The sequence below is a fragment of the Kluyvera chengduensis genome (genome assembly GCF_044197065.1).
GTDB classification, from domain to species: Bacteria; Pseudomonadota; Gammaproteobacteria; order Enterobacterales; family Enterobacteriaceae; genus Kluyvera; species Kluyvera ascorbata_C.
Map to the genome: position 1 here is coordinate 47753 of NZ_JBIQOI010000001.1, position 19626 is coordinate 67378.

22 protein-coding genes are annotated in these 19626 nt (G+C 55.6%); 15 read left to right on the forward strand and 7 right to left on the reverse strand.

What is annotated here, in order from left to right:
• Window positions 1–79: 79 nt before the first annotated feature.
• The gene (hmpA, locus tag ACH1XZ_RS00215) at window positions 80–1270 is read right to left on the reverse strand and encodes an NO-inducible flavohemoprotein (protein WP_395593855.1); all 1191 of its coding nucleotides are present in this window, start codon (window positions 1268–1270) and stop codon (window positions 80–82) included.
• Between the two features lie 326 nt (window positions 1271–1596).
• Here hmpA and glyA point away from each other — a divergent pair, with 326 nt between their 5' ends.
• A complete protein-coding gene (glyA, locus tag ACH1XZ_RS00220) occupies window positions 1597–2850 on the forward strand; it encodes a serine hydroxymethyltransferase (RefSeq protein WP_035891344.1) in 1254 nt (417 codons plus the stop codon).
• Window positions 2851–2973: 123 nt separating this feature from the next.
• On the opposite strand, the gene ACH1XZ_RS00225 is transcribed toward glyA, so the two are convergent.
• Together ACH1XZ_RS00225 and ACH1XZ_RS00230 are read right to left on the reverse strand one after the other, a co-directional pair.
• Window positions 2974–3396, reverse strand: coding sequence for a DoxX family protein (locus tag ACH1XZ_RS00225; RefSeq protein ID WP_395593856.1), 423 nt, complete (start codon window positions 3394–3396; stop codon window positions 2974–2976).
• A 200-nt stretch (window positions 3397–3596) separates the two neighbouring features.
• On the reverse strand, window positions 3597–3791 hold the full coding sequence (locus ACH1XZ_RS00230; RefSeq protein WP_395593857.1) for a ChiQ/YbfN family lipoprotein: 195 nt from the start codon (window positions 3789–3791) through the stop codon (window positions 3597–3599).
• A 203-nt stretch (window positions 3792–3994) separates the two neighbouring features.
• Between ACH1XZ_RS00230 and ACH1XZ_RS00235 the strand changes: the two genes are divergently transcribed.
• Window positions 3995–5131 (forward strand): 3-phenylpropionate MFS transporter, encoded by a 1137-nt coding sequence (locus tag ACH1XZ_RS00235; RefSeq protein WP_395593858.1) that lies wholly within the window; start codon window positions 3995–3997, stop codon window positions 5129–5131.
• On the opposite strand, the gene csiE is transcribed toward ACH1XZ_RS00235, so the two are convergent.
• Complete coding sequence (gene csiE, locus ACH1XZ_RS00240) at window positions 5128–6405, reverse strand: stationary phase inducible protein CsiE (protein ID WP_395593859.1); 1278 nt, start codon at window positions 6403–6405, stop codon at window positions 5128–5130. The genes ACH1XZ_RS00235 and csiE overlap by 4 nt on opposite strands.
• Before the next feature lie 116 nt (window positions 6406–6521).
• Here csiE and ACH1XZ_RS00245 point away from each other — a divergent pair, with 116 nt between their 5' ends.
• Both ACH1XZ_RS00245 and ACH1XZ_RS00250 read left to right on the forward strand, forming a co-directional pair.
• On the forward strand, window positions 6522–7160 hold the full coding sequence (locus ACH1XZ_RS00245) for a DUF1007 family protein (protein WP_395593860.1): 639 nt from the start codon (window positions 6522–6524) through the stop codon (window positions 7158–7160).
• Entirely contained in the window at window positions 7151–8131 is a 981-nt protein-coding gene (locus ACH1XZ_RS00250; RefSeq protein WP_395593861.1) for a nickel/cobalt transporter, read from the forward strand. Before ACH1XZ_RS00245 ends, ACH1XZ_RS00250 begins: the two co-directional genes overlap by 10 nt.
• 64 nt (window positions 8132–8195) lie before the next feature.
• Here ACH1XZ_RS00250 and ACH1XZ_RS00255 read toward each other — a convergent pair whose 3' ends face one another.
• Together ACH1XZ_RS00255 and suhB are read right to left on the reverse strand one after the other, a co-directional pair.
• The gene (locus tag ACH1XZ_RS00255; RefSeq protein WP_395593862.1) at window positions 8196–8624 is read right to left on the reverse strand and encodes an OsmC family protein; all 429 of its coding nucleotides are present in this window, start codon (window positions 8622–8624) and stop codon (window positions 8196–8198) included.
• 143 nt (window positions 8625–8767) lie between these two features.
• The gene (gene suhB / locus ACH1XZ_RS00260; RefSeq protein ID WP_395593863.1) at window positions 8768–9571 is read right to left on the reverse strand and encodes an inositol-1-monophosphatase; all 804 of its coding nucleotides are present in this window, start codon (window positions 9569–9571) and stop codon (window positions 8768–8770) included.
• A gap of 121 nt (window positions 9572–9692) precedes the next feature.
• Here suhB and trmJ point away from each other — a divergent pair, with 121 nt between their 5' ends.
• From trmJ to sseB, 11 genes are all read left to right on the forward strand, one after another.
• Window positions 9693–10424, forward strand: coding sequence for a tRNA (cytosine(32)/uridine(32)-2'-O)-methyltransferase TrmJ (gene trmJ / locus ACH1XZ_RS00265; protein WP_395593864.1), 732 nt, complete (start codon window positions 9693–9695; stop codon window positions 10422–10424).
• A gap of 243 nt (window positions 10425–10667) precedes the next feature.
• Complete coding sequence (gene iscR, locus ACH1XZ_RS00270) at window positions 10668–11159, forward strand: Fe-S cluster assembly transcriptional regulator IscR (protein WP_035891361.1); 492 nt, start codon at window positions 10668–10670, stop codon at window positions 11157–11159.
• A gap of 164 nt (window positions 11160–11323) precedes the next feature.
• Window positions 11324–12538: a cysteine desulfurase gene (gene iscS / locus ACH1XZ_RS00275; protein ID WP_035891364.1), complete on the forward strand. Its 1215-nt coding sequence runs from the start codon at window positions 11324–11326 to the stop codon at window positions 12536–12538.
• 148 nt (window positions 12539–12686) lie between these two features.
• Window positions 12687–13073, forward strand: a complete 387-nt coding sequence (gene iscU / locus ACH1XZ_RS00280; protein WP_062774541.1) for a Fe-S cluster assembly scaffold IscU — start codon at window positions 12687–12689, stop codon at window positions 13071–13073.
• 18 nt (window positions 13074–13091) lie between these two features.
• A complete protein-coding gene (gene iscA, locus ACH1XZ_RS00285; protein WP_035891367.1) occupies window positions 13092–13415 on the forward strand; it encodes an iron-sulfur cluster assembly protein IscA in 324 nt (107 codons plus the stop codon).
• A gap of 79 nt (window positions 13416–13494) precedes the next feature.
• Window positions 13495–14010, forward strand: coding sequence for a co-chaperone HscB (hscB, locus tag ACH1XZ_RS00290; protein WP_395593865.1), 516 nt, complete (start codon window positions 13495–13497; stop codon window positions 14008–14010).
• 15 nt (window positions 14011–14025) lie between these two features.
• Window positions 14026–15876 (forward strand): Fe-S protein assembly chaperone HscA, encoded by a 1851-nt coding sequence (gene hscA / locus ACH1XZ_RS00295; protein ID WP_395593866.1) that lies wholly within the window; start codon window positions 14026–14028, stop codon window positions 15874–15876.
• Window position 15877: 1 nt separating this feature from the next.
• Entirely contained in the window at window positions 15878–16213 is a 336-nt protein-coding gene (fdx, locus tag ACH1XZ_RS00300; protein ID WP_035891374.1) for an ISC system 2Fe-2S type ferredoxin, read from the forward strand.
• Between the two features lie 9 nt (window positions 16214–16222).
• Entirely contained in the window at window positions 16223–16423 is a 201-nt protein-coding gene (gene iscX / locus ACH1XZ_RS00305) for a Fe-S cluster assembly protein IscX (RefSeq protein ID WP_185668888.1), read from the forward strand.
• 52 nt (window positions 16424–16475) lie between these two features.
• The gene (gene pepB, locus ACH1XZ_RS00310; RefSeq protein WP_395593867.1) at window positions 16476–17762 is read left to right on the forward strand and encodes an aminopeptidase PepB; all 1287 of its coding nucleotides are present in this window, start codon (window positions 16476–16478) and stop codon (window positions 17760–17762) included.
• 144 nt (window positions 17763–17906) lie between these two features.
• Complete coding sequence (gene sseB, locus ACH1XZ_RS00315; protein ID WP_395593868.1) at window positions 17907–18683, forward strand: enhanced serine sensitivity protein SseB; 777 nt, start codon at window positions 17907–17909, stop codon at window positions 18681–18683.
• 94 nt (window positions 18684–18777) lie between these two features.
• Here the strand turns inward: sseB and sseA are convergent, their stop codons facing one another.
• Window positions 18778–19626 (reverse strand): 3-mercaptopyruvate sulfurtransferase, encoded by an 849-nt coding sequence (sseA, locus tag ACH1XZ_RS00320; RefSeq protein WP_395593869.1) that lies wholly within the window; start codon window positions 19624–19626, stop codon window positions 18778–18780.

Below are 19626 nucleotides of genomic sequence, written 5' to 3' on the forward strand. Positions count from 1 at the left end.
CACTACTCTATTTTTTGACCGGGAAGAGCGAAGAAAGAGGGGAAGGCGGGGAGTTTCCTACCCGCCTGGAAAGAAAAGATTACAGAACTTTATGCGGGCCAAAGCATTCGTAATGGATGCTGTCGGCGTTGACGCCAAGCTCAACGAGCTGTTTTGCCGCGTGCTGCATAAAGGCAACCGGGCCGCACAGGTAGAATTGCATCTGCGGGTCTTGCAGCTTATCGGCAAGCGTTGAAAGCGCCATCAGGCCTTCGCTGTCGAATGCGCCGGACTGGCGGTCCGCGTCGGTCGGGGTGCGATACCACAGGTGTGACGTGAAGTTCGGCAGCGCGCTGCCCAGCGTTTTCACTTCATCGGCAAAGGCGTGAACGTCGCCGTTTTCGGCTGCATGGAACCAGTTAACCTGTGCCGGGTGGCGGTTTTTCGACAGCGTATCCAGCATCGCCAGCATTGGGGTTTGCCCCACGCCGCCGGAAATCAGCGTGACCGGTGTTTGCGGCGTGACGTTCAGGAAGAAGTCGCCCGCAGGTGCAGCCAGATAGACCACATCACCTTCTTTAGCCGCATTATGCAGCCAGTTTGATACCTGGCCGCCGTTTTCACGTTTCACGGCAATGCGATAGCCTTTGCCGTCCGGCTTGCGGGTCAGCGAGTACTGACGAATTTCCTGATACTCGAAATCTTCCGGCTTCAACCATACCGCCAGATATTGACCTGGCTGATAATCCGCCACCGGCTGACCGTCTACCGGTTCCATCTCGAAGCTGGTAATCAGGTCACTGCGCGGGGTTTTTTTCACGATGCGGAAGGCGCGGGTGCCTTCCCAACCGCCGGTTTTGCTGGCGTTATCCTGATAAATCTCGGCTTCGCGGTTGATAAACACGCCCGCCAGCACGCCGTAGGCTTTGCCCCAGGCGTCCAGCACTTCCTGGCCTGGGCTAAACATCTCATCCAGCGTCGCCAGCAGGTGCGCACCGACGATGTTGTACTGCTCTGGCTTAATCTGGAAGCTGGTGTGCTTCTGGGCAATCTTCTCTACCGCTGGCAGCAGCGCAGGCAGATTTTCAATATTGCTGGCGTAGGCGGCAATGGCGTTAAACAGCGCCTCACGCTGGTCGCCGTTACGCTGATTGCTCATATTGAAAATCTCTTTCAGCTCCGGATTGTGGGTGAACATCCGATCATAAAAGTGGGCGGTGAGCTTCGGGCCGGTTTCAACGAGCAGGGGAATAGTGGCTTTTACGGTGGCGATGGTTTGAGCGTCTAGCATGGCAGGTCTTCCTTTCAATGTTATCTAATGTTGCATGTTAAATGCATCTTATAAAAATACCCCTGCTTTGTAAATGGTTCTTTGAAAGAATGCACCATTGCGGTTACAACTTGAATTATTCACATCACAATCCTGAAAAGAAATCCGTTTCCCCTCCGTAGGCCTTTATTCCTCAATCCCTTGTGTGGCGCGGAGGTAAACGTTTGCGTAATTTCGTTTGTCAAGACCTGTTATCGCAGAACTAATCAGTTATACTGTTGGCCGTTGTCCAATTGGACTGCCTTTTCAGGCCAAAATTTAATTGTTAGCTGAGTCAGGAGATGCGGATGTTAAAGCGTGAAATGAACATTGCCGATTATGATGCCGAACTGTGGCAGGCTATGGAGCAGGAAAAAGTACGTCAGGAAGAGCACATCGAACTGATCGCCTCCGAAAACTACACCAGCCCGCGCGTTATGCAGGCGCAGGGTTCTCAGCTGACCAACAAATACGCTGAAGGTTACCCAGGCAAACGCTACTACGGCGGTTGCGAATACGTTGATATCGTTGAACAGCTGGCGATTGACCGCGCGAAAGAACTGTTTGGCGCAGACTACGCTAACGTGCAGCCGCACTCCGGCTCTCAGGCTAACTTCGCGGTCTACACCGCGCTGCTGCAGCCGGGCGATACTGTACTGGGTATGAACCTGGCACAGGGCGGCCACCTGACTCACGGCTCCCCGGTTAACTTCTCCGGTAAACTGTATAACATCATCCCTTACGGTATTGATGAGTCCGGTAAAATTGACTACGACGAGATGGCTAAGCTGGCTCAGACCCACAAACCGAAAATGATCATCGGTGGCTTCTCCGCATACTCCGGCGTTGTAGACTGGGCAAAAATGCGTGAAATCGCAGACAGCATCGGTGCTTACCTGTTCGTCGACATGGCGCACGTCGCCGGTCTGATTGCCGCAGGCGTTTACCCGAACCCGGTTCCACATGCTCACGTTGTGACCACGACTACCCACAAAACCCTGGCCGGTCCACGCGGTGGCCTGATCCTGGCGAAAGACGGTAGCGAAGAGCTGTACAAAAAACTGAACTCCGCCGTGTTCCCAAGCGCGCAGGGTGGCCCACTGATGCACGTTATTGCGGGTAAAGCGGTTGCGCTGAAAGAAGCGATGGAGCCAGAGTTCAAAGTTTACCAGCAGCAAGTTGCTAAAAACGCCAAAGCAATGGTGGAAGTATTCCTGAACCGTGGCTACAAAGTGGTTTCTGGCGGTACTGAGAACCACCTGTTCCTGCTGGATCTGGTGGATAAAAACCTAACCGGTAAAGAAGCGGATGCTGCACTGGGCCGCGCTAACATCACCGTTAACAAAAACAGCGTACCGAACGATCCTAAGAGCCCGTTCGTGACCTCCGGTATTCGTATCGGTTCCCCAGCGGTAACTCGCCGCGGCTTCAAAGAAGCTGAAGTGAAAGAGCTGGCTGGCTGGATGTGTGATGTGCTGGACAACATCAACGATGAATCCGTCATCGAAAGCGTCAAAGCGAAAGTGCTGGATATCTGCGCTCGCTTCCCGGTTTACGCGTAATCGCTAACCGTAAGATGCAAAAAAGGCCGCGTATGCGGCCTTTTTTTATGCCTGATGGCGGCTGCGCCTTATCAGGCCTATAAGCGTGGTAGGCCCGATAAGCGTAGCGCCATCGGGCAATTTTCAGCGCCTATCCAACGAAATTTTCCCCGGCCCAACAATCGCCAGCAGCAAGAACGCCCCTGAAATACTGATGTTCTTGTAGAAGTTAATCATGTTTGGCACCACCGCATCACCGGTCATGTTCCAGAAGTGGTGGCCAATCACCGCTGTCCCCAGGGTGTAGAAAATAAAAATCACCGCCAGCGGACGGGTAAAGAAGCCCAGAATCACCAGAATAACGGCAGGCACTTCCATCACAATCGCAATAATGGCGGCGAGAGAAGGCATCGGGGCGCCCGACGCCGCCATATACTGTACCGTTCCGTCGAAGTGGAGCATTTTGGGATAGCCGGAGAGAATAAACAGCAGGACGATAGCGATACGGGCAATCAACAGTAACAGATCGCGCGAAGCGCCGAAGTCGAGATAACGGAGAGCGTTCATGGTCATTCCATTGTGTAAGTACGTGTGATTTAAACGTAATACACAATATGGCTCCCTGCCACCGCGTGCACATAAATCAGCCTTATGACTGGAGCGCGCGTACTGCGTCGGGGCGGGAGGATAACCCTACTTTGATGCCCGGTTATATGAATATTTCTAATACGAAGTTCGTCGTTTTTCTGCTCACTCTTATGACTAACTCAGCGAGAAGCCTTTAAAACCTTACCGCATTTTTCATCGCTCGCCTGGCCGTTGCCGCTCATTGCGGCCTGAATGCACTCCTGATAATCCAGCGATGAAATGGTTTCGTTACTGCTGTGTGTTTGCGGCTTTGACGGCGCGCTGGCGCAGCCCATTAATAAAAGGGCAACGAGCGTGGGGAGAAGGGTTTTCATGGTTCCATCCTGAGTTATTGGTGTCCGTGATGACAGTGTGCACCGCAGTGAAGCGAACGCTGTAACCTTTTGTGCGGACGGATGACTGGCGTAAAAATAGCTAAAGGTGATGCCCATCACAATTATCTCGTTAGCGTGAGGAGTAGTTCTCTTCAGAATGTGGGTTGAGTCATTAGACTAGGGGCTCCACAACGGGAGGAACCATGGTTTTGCACTCCACGCGCTGGCTGGCGCTCAGTTACTTCACCTACTTTTTTAGCTACGGTATTTTTCTTCCTTTCTGGAGCGTCTGGCTCAAAGGCGCAGGGCTGTCGCCCGAAACCATCGGTCTGCTGCTGGGCGCGGGGCTGGTTGCTCGTTTTCTGGGGAGCCTGTTGATTGCACCGCGCGTAAGCGATCCTTCGCGCTTAATCAGCGTGCTGCGCGTTCTGGCGCTGATGACGCTGTTGTTCGCCGCCGCGTTCTGGGCTGGGACGCAGGTCGCCTGGCTGATGGTGGTGATGATCGGCTTCAACCTGTTCTTCTCTCCGCTGGTGCCGCTGACCGATGCGCTGGCAAATACCTGGCAAAAACAGATAACCATGGACTATGGCCGAGTGCGGCTATGGGGCTCGATTGCCTTTGTGATTGGCTCAGCGCTCACCGGTAAGCTGGTCAGTCTGTTCGATTATCACGTTATTTTGCTGATGCTGAGCCTCGGCGTGGCGTCGATGCTGCTGGGGATGCTACTAAAGCCGTCGGTGATGCCGCTTGGCGAATCCCGCCATCAGGAGAGCGTCGGTTGGCCAGCCTGGCGTTCGTTAGTGACGCAAAACTGGCGTTTTCTTGCCTGCGTCAGTCTGCTTCAGGGGGCGCATGCTGCCTACTACGGTTTCAGCGCTATCTACTGGGAAGGGGCGGGGTATTCGGCATCGGCTATCGGCTATCTGTGGTCATTAGGCGTGGTCGCCGAAGTGGTGACCTTTGCGCTGAGCAAAAAGGTCTTCCGCCGATTTAGCGCCCGGGATCTGCTGCTGCTGTCGGCAATTTGCGGTGTTATCCGCTGGGGGCTGATGGGCTGGACCACGAGCTTGCCGTGGCTGATTCTGATTCAGATCCTGCACTGTGGCACCTTCACCGTCTGCCATCTGGCGGCGATGCGCTATATTGCTGCCCGGCAGGGGAGCGAAGTCATCCGCCTGCAGGCGGTCTACTCGGCGGTGGCAATGGGCGGTAGCATTGCGGTGATGACCATGTTCGCAGGCTTCCTGTATCAGCACCTTCACCAGGGTCTGTTCTGGGTGATGGCGCTGGTGGCGCTACCGGCTCTGGTGCTACGGCCGAAAACCGTCGCCCGCTAGGTTTCCAGAATTTTGCAGATATGCTGCTGCTGGTGCTCGCTGAGCGGTTGTTCAGCGTGGATCAGCGGCGGTGAAAAGAGAGGAAGGGCAATCGCGTAAGGCGAGATAACCAGCGTGCTATTTTTCGGCGCTCCCTCTTTCTGGAACGTATTGACCTCCAGGTACTTCACGGTCAGCGGCAGCAGCGTCAGCTCACGAAGCTGCTGTTCTATTTCTTGCTCAAGTGCCGGGTTATTTCCGGTCAGCAGTACCACCTGTTTTTCCTGTAGATCGCTTTCCTGCATCAATCCTGCTCCAAAAATTACCGCAATCAGTGCTGCTTCATCGTCGCTAAAGTTCAGGCTATAGCGCGTTTCAAAATCGCTCAGCGCCGCGCGGGTGGTACGAATTAAGCGTGGATAAAGACGGTGGATCTCTTCGGGCAGATGATGATCGATACCGATCTCAAACACGCAGCGGTTCAGCGCCTGCGACAGATGCACATAGAGTTGATCGTGCAGGCCGCGTTCATCGGCGAAACGGTAGTGTGCTTCGTGTTGAAAACGCTCAACCAGTCTGGCAATCGCCAGATGCAGTTGCTTATCCTGCTCACGGCCATCAAATAAAGGATTGGGTACCTTCAGCAGCATAAACAGCAGCGCGAGGAAGTGCTGCTCGTTGCGGTTCGGCGTCTGCATGACGCGTCGCTGCCAGTGATGGACAATATCCGCCGCCATCTGGTATTCAACGGTCGACTGTGTCCAGGCGCTTTGTAGCGGGGTAAAGCACGGGCTTTCTCCCTGATGGTGCTGTAACAGGCAGTACTGCAGATACAGGCGCAGGAACTGCCCGTCGCGACATTCGAATTCGCGCTGTAGGCTTCGGGCGCAACGGTTTACCAGCGCCTGTAGGTTGGTTTCATCATAAAGCGTCCGGGGGATCTTCATCTGTTTGAGCTGCGTTTTAAGCGCCGGGGTAAAATGATGCAACACAAAGTGCGGACACAAACGCAATGCGCGGCGAAGCCAGTGCAGTAAGCACAGGCGCAGGTCGAGAGCGGTGCCTTCAATCCGATAGCAGCCATCCGCCTGAGTGGCGATCGCCAGACGATGGTAACGCTCAACCTCCTCTCCGGCTTCAATGACATCTTGCCGGGCAGTGGAAACATCGACATTATTCACCATGCCAATGTATTCCGCCGTGATGGAATGACCAGGGAGATAGAGCATCAGCAGCGCCTGGCAGCGGCGCTGCGGACTGGAAAGCACAGATGGCGGTTCGAGTACGGTCATCATCTGTTGGGATCCAGCAGCAGGTTATGAGCTTAAGAATAGACAAAAGATAACGGCAGCTAATGAGCTTTAGCTAAGGAATGCAGGTGACGGTCACAGAATTTTTCACTGAGGAACGGATGAAGAGAGTGAAACAATGCGCGGTTCTGATGTTTCTTACGCTTTTATCGGTAAACGCCAGCGCACATCCGCATAGTTTTATTACCATCACTAATCAACTGGTGGTGGTGGACGGCAAGCTGACCGGCATGAAAATGCGCTGGGTGATGGATGAACTCACCTCGGCGGATTTGCTCTATGACGCCGGGAAAGCGAAACCGGGCGATGAAGTCTGGAAGAAACTGGCGGCAGAAGTGATGGCGAATGTGCTGGGGCAGCACTATTTTACCGAATTCTGGCACGACGGGAAAAAGGTGAAGTTCGAGAACCTGCCAACGGCATACGGCCTGGCTCGTCAGGGGCATCAGGCGGTGCTGACCTTTACGCTACCGCTGGCAACGCCGCAGCCGCTGGCGGGGCAGACCTATACCTTTTCTACGTTTGACCCAACGTACTATGTCGATATGAGCTATGAAAAGGACGGTGACGTTGCGTTTGACCCTGATTTCAAAGGGGCATGCAAAGTGAGCGTTCATACGCCAAAGCCGAATGAAGACATGCTCTCCTACGCGCAGTCGCTCGACAAAGCGGATGCGCCGCCTGAGGACATGGATCTTGGAAAACAGTTTGCTCAGAAGGTGACTATCGCATGTCAGTAATCTCCTTTAGCCGCCGAACATCGCGCCGCTGGCTTCCTCTCTGGCCGCTTTTGTTGTTCTTTATCGTCGCTGCTGTCGGCCTGCTGTGGCTTTGGCACGCCTGGCCACAGGTCATGCTGAAAAGCGTTATCTGGCAGCGCGATGTTAACCAGCAGATGAGTGGCCTGTTAAAAGCGGTGGCGGAGAACCCGACTCAGGCGGGTGGGGCGCTGCTGCTGTTCAGCTTTGTCTACGGCGTGCTGCACGCGCTGGGGCCGGGGCACGGAAAGGTCGTCATCACGACATGGCTGGCAACCCATCCTTCAAAATTAAAATCCAGTATTGGCCTCACGCTTGCCGCTTCTTTATTGCAGGGACTGGTAGCGATAGGGCTGGTGGTAGTGGTTCTGACGCTGTTGCAGCTGCCGGCGCGGCAGTTGCATCTCAGCAGCTTTTGGCTGGAGAAGGGGAGCTACGCGCTCGTGGGCGTACTCGGACTCTTACTGTGCTGGCGGGCGCTTAAAAAGCTGCGCGTACTGCTGAGAAAACCAAAGTTCACCGCTTTTACACCGCATCATGTCCACGACCAGCACTGTGGCTGCGGCCATCAGCATATGCCTGATCCTAAACAGCTTGAACGCGATGAAGACTGGCGTGCCAGGTTGGTGATTGTGCTATCGATGGGAATGCGTCCCTGCTCCGGGGCCATTATGGTGCTGCTGTTCAGTAAAGTGATTGGCGTGTTCGGCTGGGGCGTTGCCTCCGCGCTGGCGATGGCGGCGGGCACATCGATCACCATCTCTTCTCTGGCGCTGCTGGTCCACGGTTTTCGCACTCTCGCGGTGAAACTCAGCGGCAATCGCGCGCCGGTACTGTGGCGACAGATTGGCTGGACGACGCTGGCGCTGGCAGGCGGAGTGATTCTTGTGGCGGCGGCAGTGGTCATGTGGGTGAGTGCGGTGCCGGTCGGCCGTGGGCTAAGGCCGTTTTAAAGTTGAAATGCTGGTCAATAAGGTGACCAGCATGCTTTACGGGGCAAGTTGGCCCGTTTTAACGTTAGTTCAACGTATATTCCAGCGTGATTTCGGCCTTCAACACCTGGGAAACGGGGCAGCCCGCTTTCGCTTTCTGGATAATGCCGTCAAACTGCTTCGGGTTGATACCGGGCACTCTCACCTTACTTTGCAGGGCGATTTTAGTAATGGCAAACCCGCTATCAGTTTTGTCCAGCGAGACGTCCGCAGTGGTATCAATGGTATCAGCGGTATAGCCCGCTTCACCCAGCATCAACGATAACGCCATCGAAAAACAGGCTGCGTGTGCGGCGCCAATTAGCTCTTCCGGGTTGGTGCCCTTTGCGCCTTCAAAACGGGTATTAAAGCCGTAAGGTTGTTGGTTAAGAACGCCGCTTTCGGTAGAAACCGTCCCTTTTCCGCGTTTGATATCGCCTGACCAGTGCGCTGAACCGTGCTTGTGAATTGTCATTCTCATTCTCCTTTTGGCTAACAAAAGGTTAAGTATAGACGACGGATTTGGTGGCAACGGGAAGAGAGATAATTCTGCGGGTCGGGTAGGGGTAAAAAAAAGAAGCCCGCGAAGGGGCTTCTTAATTGACGCCGCGTCTGGACTTAGCGCTTCAGCGCTTCGCTCAGTTCGTCACGCATGTTCGCCAGCATCGCTTTCACGATGCGTGGGTTACCAGCAACGATGTTGCCGGTCATCATGTAGTTGTGGCCACCGGTGAAGTCACAGACGATAGCGCCTGCTTCACGAGCGATCAGTTCGCCAGCGGCGAAGTCCCATGGTTTCAGGCCGATTTCGAAGAAACCGTCAACGCGTGCAGCGGCAACGTAGGCCAGATCCAGCGCAGCGGAACCGGAGCGACGGAAGTCCGCGCATTCGGTAAACATTTTGCCGAGGATGTTCATGTAGGCAGGTGCGTGCTGTTTCACTTTGAACGGGAAACCGGTCGCGATGATAGTGCCATCCAGGTCGCGGGCAGTGCTGCCGCGCAGACGGTAACCGTTGAGCTGTGCGCCCTGGCCGCGGGTTGCGGTGAACAGTTCGTTGCGCATTGGATCGTAAACCACAGCCACTTCAGTACGGCCTTTAATGCGTACGGCGATGGAAACGGAGAAGTGTGGAAGACGTTTAATAAAGTTGGTGGTGCCATCCAGTGGATCGATAACCCATTGAACATCCAGATCTTCGCCAACATGTTCACCGCTTTCTTCGGTGATGATGGTGTGTTGCGGGTAAGATTTGCGAATGGTGTCGATAATCATCGCTTCAGCGGCTTTATCAACGTTAGTCACGAAATCGTTGCTGCCTTTTTGGCTCGCTTCAACAGCTTCTGGTGTTTCGTAGTTTTTGGCAATCAGGTTACCCGCCTTGCGCGCTGCGCGCACGGCGATGTTCAGCATCGGATGCATCAGGTTACTCTCACTGGATGTTAAAGAACGGGGGAAAACGGCGCATATCATAGCAGCGAATTCGGATTCTGTCTCAGGTTTATGGTAATATGGTCGAATAATCTTTAGACGAAGAATGACAATGCTGCAAAATATCCGAATTGTGCTGGTCGAAACCTCTCACACCGGCAACATGGGCTCCGTAGCCCGCGCTATGAAAACCATGGGTTTAACCAACCTGTGGCTGGTCAACCCGCTGGTGAAACCAGACTCCCAGGCTATCGCCCTGGCAGCCGGTGCCAGCGATGTGATTGGCAATGCGCAGATCGTCGACACTCTCGATGAAGCGCTGGCCGGTTGTAGCCTGGTGGTCGGCACCAGCGCGCGTTCCCGTACGCTGCCGTGGCCGATGCTCGACCCGCGCGAATGCGGCCTGAAAAGCGTCTCAGAAGGTGAACATGCGCCGGTCGCGCTGGTGTTCGGTCGTGAGCGCGTTGGCCTGACCAACGATGAACTGCAGAAATGTCATTACCACGTCGCAATTGCCGCTAACCCGGAATACAGCTCGCTGAACCTGGCAATGGCCGTGCAGGTTATCTCTTATGAGGTGCGCATGGCCTGGCTGGCGACGCAGGAAAGCAATGAACCGAAGGTTGAGCACGAAGAGACGCCATACCCGCTGGTGGACGATCTTGAACGTTTCTATGGTCATCTGGAGCAGACGCTGCTCTCTACCGGTTTCATTCGCGAAAACCATCCGGGACAGGTAATGAGCCGTTTACGTCGTCTGTTTACCCGTGCACGCCCAGAAAGCCAGGAGTTGAATATCCTGCGTGGGATTCTGGCGTCTATTGAGCAGAAAAACAAAGAGTAAGGTGCATTCCCGGCGGCGCTCCGCTTGGCCGGGCTACACCGTTCTTGTAGCCCGGGAGAGGCCTCTGGCCGACCCCGGGAACCGCTCAGAATCAATACCGCACGGAACGCCAAATACCTGACTAATTTACTCAAGTAAATAGTTGACTGATTTAGTCAGGAATGTCAGACTTGGCCCTGCTATGCAATACCCACAATATTATTAAAAACCCCGGGCAGGGGCGAGTTTGAGGTTAAGTAAGACATGAGACTGACATCTAAAGGGCGTTATGCCGTAACCGCGATGCTGGACGTTGCACTCAACTCCGAAGCGGGCCCGGTGCCGTTGGCTGATATTTCTGAACGTCAGGGAATTTCACTCTCCTATCTGGAGCAGCTGTTCTCCCGTCTGCGTAAAAATGGCTTAGTATCCAGCGTACGCGGACCTGGCGGTGGTTATCTGCTGGGTAAAGAAGCAAACCACATTGCAGTGGGTGAAGTGATTAGCGCAGTGGACGAGTCCGTTGACGCTACCCGCTGTCAGGGGAAAGGTGGTTGCCAGGGCGGCGATAAATGTTTGACCCACGCACTCTGGCGCGATCTGAGCGACCGTCTGACCGGCTTCCTGAACAACATCACCCTCGGTGAACTGGTTAATAACCAGGAAGTTCTGGACGTGTCTGGTCGCCAACATTCGCACGACACCTCCCGCAATACCCGCGTACAAGACGCAATCGACGTTAAGTTACGTGCATAATCCACCTGCTCTGCCGTGTGCCTTATCAGGCGCACGCAGCAGGGCTGGTTATAGATAAAAATGAGATTTCAGAGTCAGGCCGGGACAGCCTCCCGTCAACACGGTCGTACATCCAGCCGGTTGCCTGACTCCTTGCATTGAGTGATGTACGGAGTTAAAGAGCAATGAAATTACCGATTTATCTCGACTACTCCGCAACCACGCCGGTGGACCCGCGTGTTGCCGAGAAAATGATGCAGTTTCTGACCCTGGACGGGACCTTTGGTAACCCGGCCTCTCGTTCACACCGTTTCGGCTGGCAGGCTGAAGAGGCAGTAGATATCGCCCGTAACCAGATTGCCGACCTCGTGGGTGCAGACCCGCGTGAAATCGTCTTCACCTCCGGTGCGACTGAATCCGACAACCTGGCGATTAAAGGTGCAGCCAACTTTTATCAGAAAAAAGGCAAGCACATTATCACCAGCAAAACCGAGCATAAAGCCGTGCTGGACACCTGTCGTCAGCTCGAGCGCGAAGGTTTCGAAATCACCTATCTGGCGCCACAGCGCAACGGCATTATCGATCTCAAAGAGCTCGAAGCAGCCATGCGTGACGACACCATCCTCGTCTCCATCATGCACGTGAACAACGAAATCGGCGTGGTGCAGGATATCGCGACCATCGGCGAAATGTGCCGTGCGCGCGGCATCATCTATCACGTTGATGCGACCCAGAGCGTGGGCAAACTGCCTATCGACCTGAGCCAGCTGAAAGTTGACCTGATGTCCTTCTCCGGTCACAAAATCTACGGTCCAAAAGGTATCGGCGCGCTGTACGTTCGTCGTAAACCACGTATCCGTATCGAAGCGCAGATGCACGGCGGCGGTCACGAGCGCGGCATGCGTTCCGGTACCTTGCCTGTTCACCAGATCGTCGGCATGGGCGAAGCTTACCGTATCGCGAAAGAAGAGATGGAGACCGAAATGGCCCGTCTGCGTGGTCTGCGTAACCGTCTGTGGAACGGCGTGAAGGATATGGAAGAAGTCTACCTGAACGGTGACCTTGAGCAGGGCGCACCAAACATCCTCAACGTGAGCTTTAACTACGTTGAAGGTGAATCCCTGATTATGGCGCTGAAAGACCTGGCGGTTTCCTCCGGTTCCGCATGTACTTCCGCAAGCCTTGAGCCATCCTACGTGCTGCGCGCACTGGGCATGACCGATGAGCTGGCGCATAGCTCCATTCGTTTCTCTTTAGGTCGTTTCACTACCGAAGAAGAGATTGACTACACCATCAATCTGGTTCGCAACTCCATTGGCCGTCTGCGCGACCTTTCTCCACTGTGGGAAATGTTCAAGCAGGGCGTGGATCTGAACAGTATTGAATGGTCACATCATTAATCGGTATACCCGTCATACTTCAAGTTGCAGATGCGTTGGCCGCGCTCGCTCACCCCAGTCACGTACTTATGTACGCTCCTGGGGATTCGCTCCCTTGCCGCCTTCCTGCAACTCGAATTATTTAGGGTATCGATAAGGAGAATTCATCATGGCTTACAGCGAAAAAGTAATCGATCACTACGAGAACCCACGTAACGTTGGTTCTTTCGACAACAGCGACGAGAGCGTCGGCAGCGGTATGGTCGGTGCTCCGGCCTGCGGCGACGTGATGAAGTTGCAGATTAAAGTCAACAATGACGGTATCATTGAAGACGCGCGTTTCAAGACCTACGGCTGCGGTTCCGCCATTGCTTCCAGCTCCCTCGTGACCGAGTGGGTGAAGGGGAAATCCCTGGACGAAGCACAGGCCATTAAAAATACCGATATCGCAGACGAGCTTGAACTGCCACCAGTGAAAATTCACTGTTCTATCCTGGCAGAAGACGCGATTAAAGCCGCCATTGCGGATTACAAAAGCAAACGTGAAGCAAAATAATTAAGAGTTGAGGTTTTTATGTCGATTACCTTAAGCGACAGTGCAGCAGCGCGAGTCAATACCTTCCTGTCAAACCGCGGTAAAGGGTTTGGTCTGCGTCTTGGCGTGAGAACGTCCGGTTGTTCAGGTATGGCCTATGTACTGGAATTTGTTGACGAGCCGGCGGCAGAAGATACCGTTTTCGAAGACAAAGGCGTGAAGGTTGTCATCGACGGTAAGAGCCTGCAATTTCTTGACGGCACGCAGCTCGACTTCGTAAAAGAAGGTCTGAACGAAGGGTTTAAATTTACGAACCCGAACGTAAAAGACGAGTGCGGTTGCGGCGAAAGCTTTAACGTCTGATTTTGAGTCCTGCCAACCCCACCCATGGTTTCATCGCTGTGCGTGGGGTTTGTTTTAAATAGTTAACCCTGAGATCGTCATGGATTACTTCACTCTCTTTGGATTGCCAGCCGGTTATCACGTAGACACTCAGGCCCTCGCGGCACGCTTTCAGGACCTGCAGCGTCAGAACCACCCCGACCGATTTGCTAACGGCAGCGAGGCTGAACAGCTCGCGGCGGTGCAGCGTTCTGCGAACATCAACCAGGCCTGGCAAACGCTGCGTCATCCGCTGACGCGTGCTGAATATCTGCTCTCCCTTCACGGTTTTGATCTTGCCTCCGAACAGCACACTGTGCGCGACACCGCGTTCCTGATGGAACAGCTGGAACTGCGTGAAGAGCTGGACGAGATTGAACAGGCGAAAGACACTGACCGTCTGGAAGGGCTTCTCAAGCGTATCAAAGCGATGTACAGCCAACGCCAGCAGCAGATGGTGGCAGAACTTGATTCGCAGACGTGGGAAGCGGCGGCGGATACCGTACGCAAACTGCGTTTTCTCGATAAACTCCAAAGCAGCGCTGAATTACTCGAAGAAAAGCTGCTCGATTTTTGATTCTGGAAGCTTAACATGGCCTTATTACAAATTAGTGAGCCGGGTCTGAGCGCCGCGCCGCACCAGCGTCGTCTGGCGGTGGGCATTGACTTAGGCACCACCAATTCCCTGGTGGCTACCGTGCGTAGCGGTCAGGCAGAAACGCTGGCCGACAATCAGGGGCGTCACCTGCTGCCTTCTGTTGTGCACTATCAGGAGCAGGGCCACGTGGTCGGCTACGATGCGCGCACCAACGCCGCACTTGACCCCGCCAACACCATTAGCTCCGTAAAACGCATGATGGGCCGCTCGTTGGCAGACATCCAGGCGCGTTACCCACACCTGCCGTACCAGTTCCAGGCAAGCGAAAATGGCCTGCCGATGCTGGTGACCAAGGCCGGTGTACTGAACCCAATCCGCGTCTCTGCCGATATCCTCAAAGCGCTGGCGGCTCGTGCCACCGAAACGCTTGAAGGCGAGCTGGATGGCGTGGTGATTACCGTTCCCGCATACTTTGACGACGCACAGCGTCAGGGCACCAAAGACGCCGCGCGTCTGGCTGGCCTGCACGTGCTGCGTCTGCTGAACGAACCGACCGCCGCGGCCATTGCCTACGGTCTCGATTCGGGTCAGGAAGGGGTGATTGCCGTCTACGATCTGGGCGGCGGTACCTTCGATATTTCTATTCTGCGCCTGAGCCGCGGCGTGTTTGAAGTGCTGGCCACCGGCGGCGATTCTGCGCTGGGCGGCGACGACTTCGACCACCTGTTGGCCGACCATATCCGCGAACAGGCGGGTATTGCCGATCGCAGCGATAACCGCGTACAGCGCGAGCTGCTTGACGCTGCCATCGCCGCCAAAATCGCCCTGAGCGATGCCGACCGCGTGACCGTTGAGGTCGCTGGCTGGAAAGGCGAAGTGACGCGCGAACAGTTTAACGATCTGATTTCCGCGCTGGTGAAGCGCACGCTGCTGGCCTGCCGCCGCGCGCTGAAAGATGCGGGCGTGGAAGCTGAAGACGTGCTGGAAGTGGTGATGGTTGGCGGTTCTACCCGCGTGCCGCTGGTACGCGAGCGCGTCGGCGAATTCTTTGGCCGTACGCCGCTGACCTCTATCGACCCGGATAAAGTGGTCGCTATTGGCGCCGCCGTACAGGCTGATATTCTGGTCGGCAACAAGCCGGACAGCGAAATGCTGCTGCTTGACGTGATCCCGCTCTCTCTCGGCCTCGAAACCATGGGCGGCCTGGTAGAGAAGGTTATTCCACGTAACACCACCATTCCGGTGGCGCGTGCGCAGGAGTTCACCACTTTCAAAGACGGCCAGACCGCGATGTCCATCCACGTGATGCAGGGCGAGCGCGAACTGGTGCAGGACTGCCGTTCACTGGCGCGCTTTGCGCTGCGCGGTATCCCGGCGCTGCCGGCTGGCGGCGCGCACATTCGCGTCACCTTCCAGGTGGACGCCGACGGTCTGCTGAGCGTCACCGCCATGGAGAAATCCACCGGCGTGGAGTCGTCAATTCAGGTGAAGCCGTCCTACGGTCTGACCGATGGTGAAATCGCCACCATGATTCAGGATTCCATGAGCTATGCCGAGCAGGACGTGAAAGCACGTATGCTGGCAGAGCAGAAAGTGGAAGCCGCTCGCGTGCTGGAAAGCCTGCACAGCGCGCTGGCCGCTGATGCCGCGCTGTTAAGCGCCGCAGAGCGTCAGGAAATTGACGAGGCCGCCGCCGTGCTGAGCGCGGTAGCCGAGGGCAATGACACCGACGCCATAGAACAAGCCATTAAAAACGTTGACAAACAAACCCAGGAATTCGCCGCTCGCCGCATGGACCAATCCGTCCGTGTCGCGTTGAAAGGCCAATCCGTGGACGAGGTTTAATATGCCAAAGATTGTTTTTTTGCCACATCAGGACCTGTGTCCGGATGGCATCGTTGTGGAAGCTGAGACCGGTGAAACTATTCTGGATGCTGCGCTGCGTAGCGGTATCGAGATTGAACACGCCTGCGAAAAATCCTGTGCCTGCACCACCTGCCACTGCATCGTGCGTGAAGGTTTCGACTCGCTGCCTGAAAGCACCGAAGACGAAGACGATATGCTGGATAAAGCATGGGGGCTGGAACCAGATAGCCGCCTGAGCTGCCAGGCGCGCGTCACGGATGAAGACCTGGTGGTCGAAATTCCGCGTTACACAATTAACCACGCGCGCGAGCACTAAGAGGATAGTATGGGACTTAAGTGGACTGACAGCCGCGAAATCGGCGAAGCGCTGTACGATGCTTACCCGGATACCGATCCGAAAACGGTGCGCTTTACTGACATGCACCAGTGGATTTGCGACCTCGAAGATTTTGATGATGACCCTCAGGCATCAAATGAAAAAATCCTTGAGGCAATTCTGCTAGTCTGGTTGGATGAAGCAGAATAAGTCACATAACGGGCTGCCATTCGGCGGCCCGTTTGCTAATAAGGATAAAAAAATGACAGAAGCCATGAAAATTACCCTTTCTACTCAGCCAGCCGATGCGCGCTGGGGTGAAAAAGCGGCCTATAGCATTAATGATGAAGGTATTGTCCTGCACCTGACCGGCCGCGACGACGCGAGCCTTATCCAGCGCGCGGCGCGTAAAATCGACGGCATGGGCATCAAACATGTTGCATTGAGCGGTGAAGGCTGGAATGTTGATCTCGCCTGGGCCTTCTGGGCGGGCTACAAAGGGCCGAAAGGCACCCGTCAGGTTGTATGGCCTGAGCTTGATGATGCACAGCGCCAGGAGCTGGACAACCGTCTGACCTACATTGACTGGGTGCGAGACACCATCAACGCCCCGGCGGAAGAACTGGGCCCAGAACAGCTGGCGCAGCGCGCGGTTGACCTGCTGTGCGGCGTGGCGTGCGACAACATCTCTTATCGCATAACCAAAGGTGAAGATCTGCGTGAGCAGGGCTATGCGGGCCTGCACACCGTGGGCCGTGGTTCCGAACGTCCGCCGGTTCTGCTGGCGCTGGACTACAACCCAACGGGTGATAAAGAAGCACCGGTTTATGCCTGCCTGGTGGGGAAAGGCATTACCTTTGACTCCGGCGGCTACAGCATTAAACAAAGCGCGTTCATGGATTCCATGAAGTCCGATATGGGCGGTGCGGCGACGGTGACCGGCGCGCTGGCGCTGGCGATTACCCGTGGCCTGAACAAGCGCGTAAAACTGTACCTGTGCTGCGCGGATAACCTGATCAGCGGCAACGCCTTCAAACTTGGCGATATCATCCACTACCGTAACGGTAAAAACGTGGAAGTGATGAACACCGATGCAGAAGGTCGCCTGGTACTGGCCGACGGCCTGATTGACGCTAGCGCGCAGAAGCCAGAACTTATCATTGATGCGGCAACCCTGACCGGGGCGGCTAAAACCGCGCTGGGCAACGATTACCACGCGCTGTTCAGCTTCGATGACAAGCTGGCTAACCGCCTGCTGGCGAGCGCCAGCGCGGAAAACGAAGCCTTCTGGCGTCTGCCGCTGGCTGAGTTCCACCGTCATCAGTTGCCGTCTAACTTTGCTGAGCTGAACAACACCGGCAGCGCGGCTTACCCGGCAGGCGCGAGCACCGCGGCGGGCTTCCTGTCCCACTTCGTCGAGAACTATCACGAAGGTTGGCTGCACATCGACTGTTCCGCAACCTACCGTAAAGCGGCCGTTGAGCAGTGGTCTGCGGGTGCGACCGGGCTGGGCGTGCGGACTATCGCGAACCTGTTGACCGCCGAATAATCTTTTCCCCTCACCCTAACCCTCTCCCCAAAGGGGAGAGGGGACCGTCCGGTGTTCTCATTCACCCAATGGCGATCGGTTTTCTCCCTCGCCCCTTTGGGGAGAGGGCCGGGGTGAGGGGTGTTCACACCTTCTGGAAGCACTATGTCTGAAAGCAAAAACGAACTTGAAACGCTGCTGGAACAAGCGGCGACCGAACCCGCTCATCGCCCAGCCTTTTTCCGCACCTTACTGGAGTCCACCGTCTGGGTGCCCGGCAGCGCGGCTGACGACCAGCAGGTTGTTGACGACAGCGCCTTAGAATTACAGCACTGGGAAAAAGACGACGGCACCTCCGTTATCCCGTTCTTCACCTCGCTAGAAGCCTTGAAAGAGGCGGTGACTACCGAGCAGGCCTTTGTGGTCATGCCGGTGCGCACGCTGTTTGAAATGACCCTCGGTGAGACGCTGTTCCTGAACGCGAAGCTGCCAACCGGCAAAGAGTTTACCCCGCGTGAAATCAGCCACCTGATTGGCGAAGAGGGCAACCCGCTCAGTACGCAGGAAGTACTGGAAGGCGGCAGCGCGCTACTGCTCTCTGAAGTGGCGGAACCGCCGGCGCAGATGGTGGAATCGCTGACCACGCTGTTCAAAACCCTGAAGACGGTGAAACGTGCGTTTATCTGCTCCATTAAAGAGCATGCGGACGAACAGCCTAACCTGCTGATTGGTATTGAAGCAGAAGGGGATATCGAAGAGATTATTCACGCCGCTGGCAGCGTGGCGACCGACACGCTACCGGGCGACGAACCGATTGATATCTGCCAGGTGGTGGAAGGCGAGAAGGGCATCAGCCACTTTATGCTGGCGCATATCACGCCGTTCTATGAAAAACGCTGGGGCAGCTTCCTGCGCGATTTTAAGCAGAACCGAATCATTTGAAACCATGCCGGATGGCGGTGTAAACGCCTTATCCGGCCTACATTAGTAGCCCGGGCGAGGCGTTTACGCTGATCCCGGGATGGCACGAACCCCGTTATTTCGCCTGAGGTTCAATCGGCAAATCGTCCCGTGCGCCCCATTCGCTCCAGGCGCCGTCATACAGCACCACCTCTTTTGCATCCAGCGTTTTCAGCGCCAGCAGCACCACCGCCGCGGTCACCCCAGAACCACAGCTGGTGATAATCGGCTGGCTAAGATCAACGCCCTGACGGGTAAAAATCGCCGCCAGCTCGTCCGTGGTCTTCAGCTCGCCGTTGAACGTCAGTTCGTTCCACGGCACGTTCAGTGCACCGGGAATATGGCCGCGGCGTAGGCCGGGACGCGGTTCATCCACTTCCGCATTAAAACGACCGGCTGGACGCGCATCGACAATCTGCACCGAGCGCTCATGGCTTGCCAATAGCACATCGGTCAGGCGCACAACGGCCTCGGCGTTAAACTTAACCTCAAACTCGCCTTCACCGGCATCTACATCGCCTTTTTCGAGCAGCAGTTCATCGCGCTGCCAGCCCGCTAGGCCACCCGCCAGAATAGAGACGTTTTCCACGCCGAAGGTTTTTAGCATCCACCACGCGCGCGGCGCGGAGAACAGGTTGCCCTCGTCATAGACCACCAGATGTTTATCGCTGCTGACGCCCAATTCGCGCATGGCAACGGCGAAGGCCTCAGGACGTGGCATCATGTGCGGCAATGAAGTGGTGTGGTCGGAAAGCGCTTCAATATCAAAGAACAGCGCGCCAGGTAGATGACCCGCGCGGTACTCGCCCGCCATATCCCGGTGCTCCTGCCCCGGAGGGGCCATCCGGGCATCAATGATTTGAACTGCCGGGTCGTTAATGTGCTCAGCCAGCCAATCGGCGGCGACAAAGAAAGAGGTGGTCAT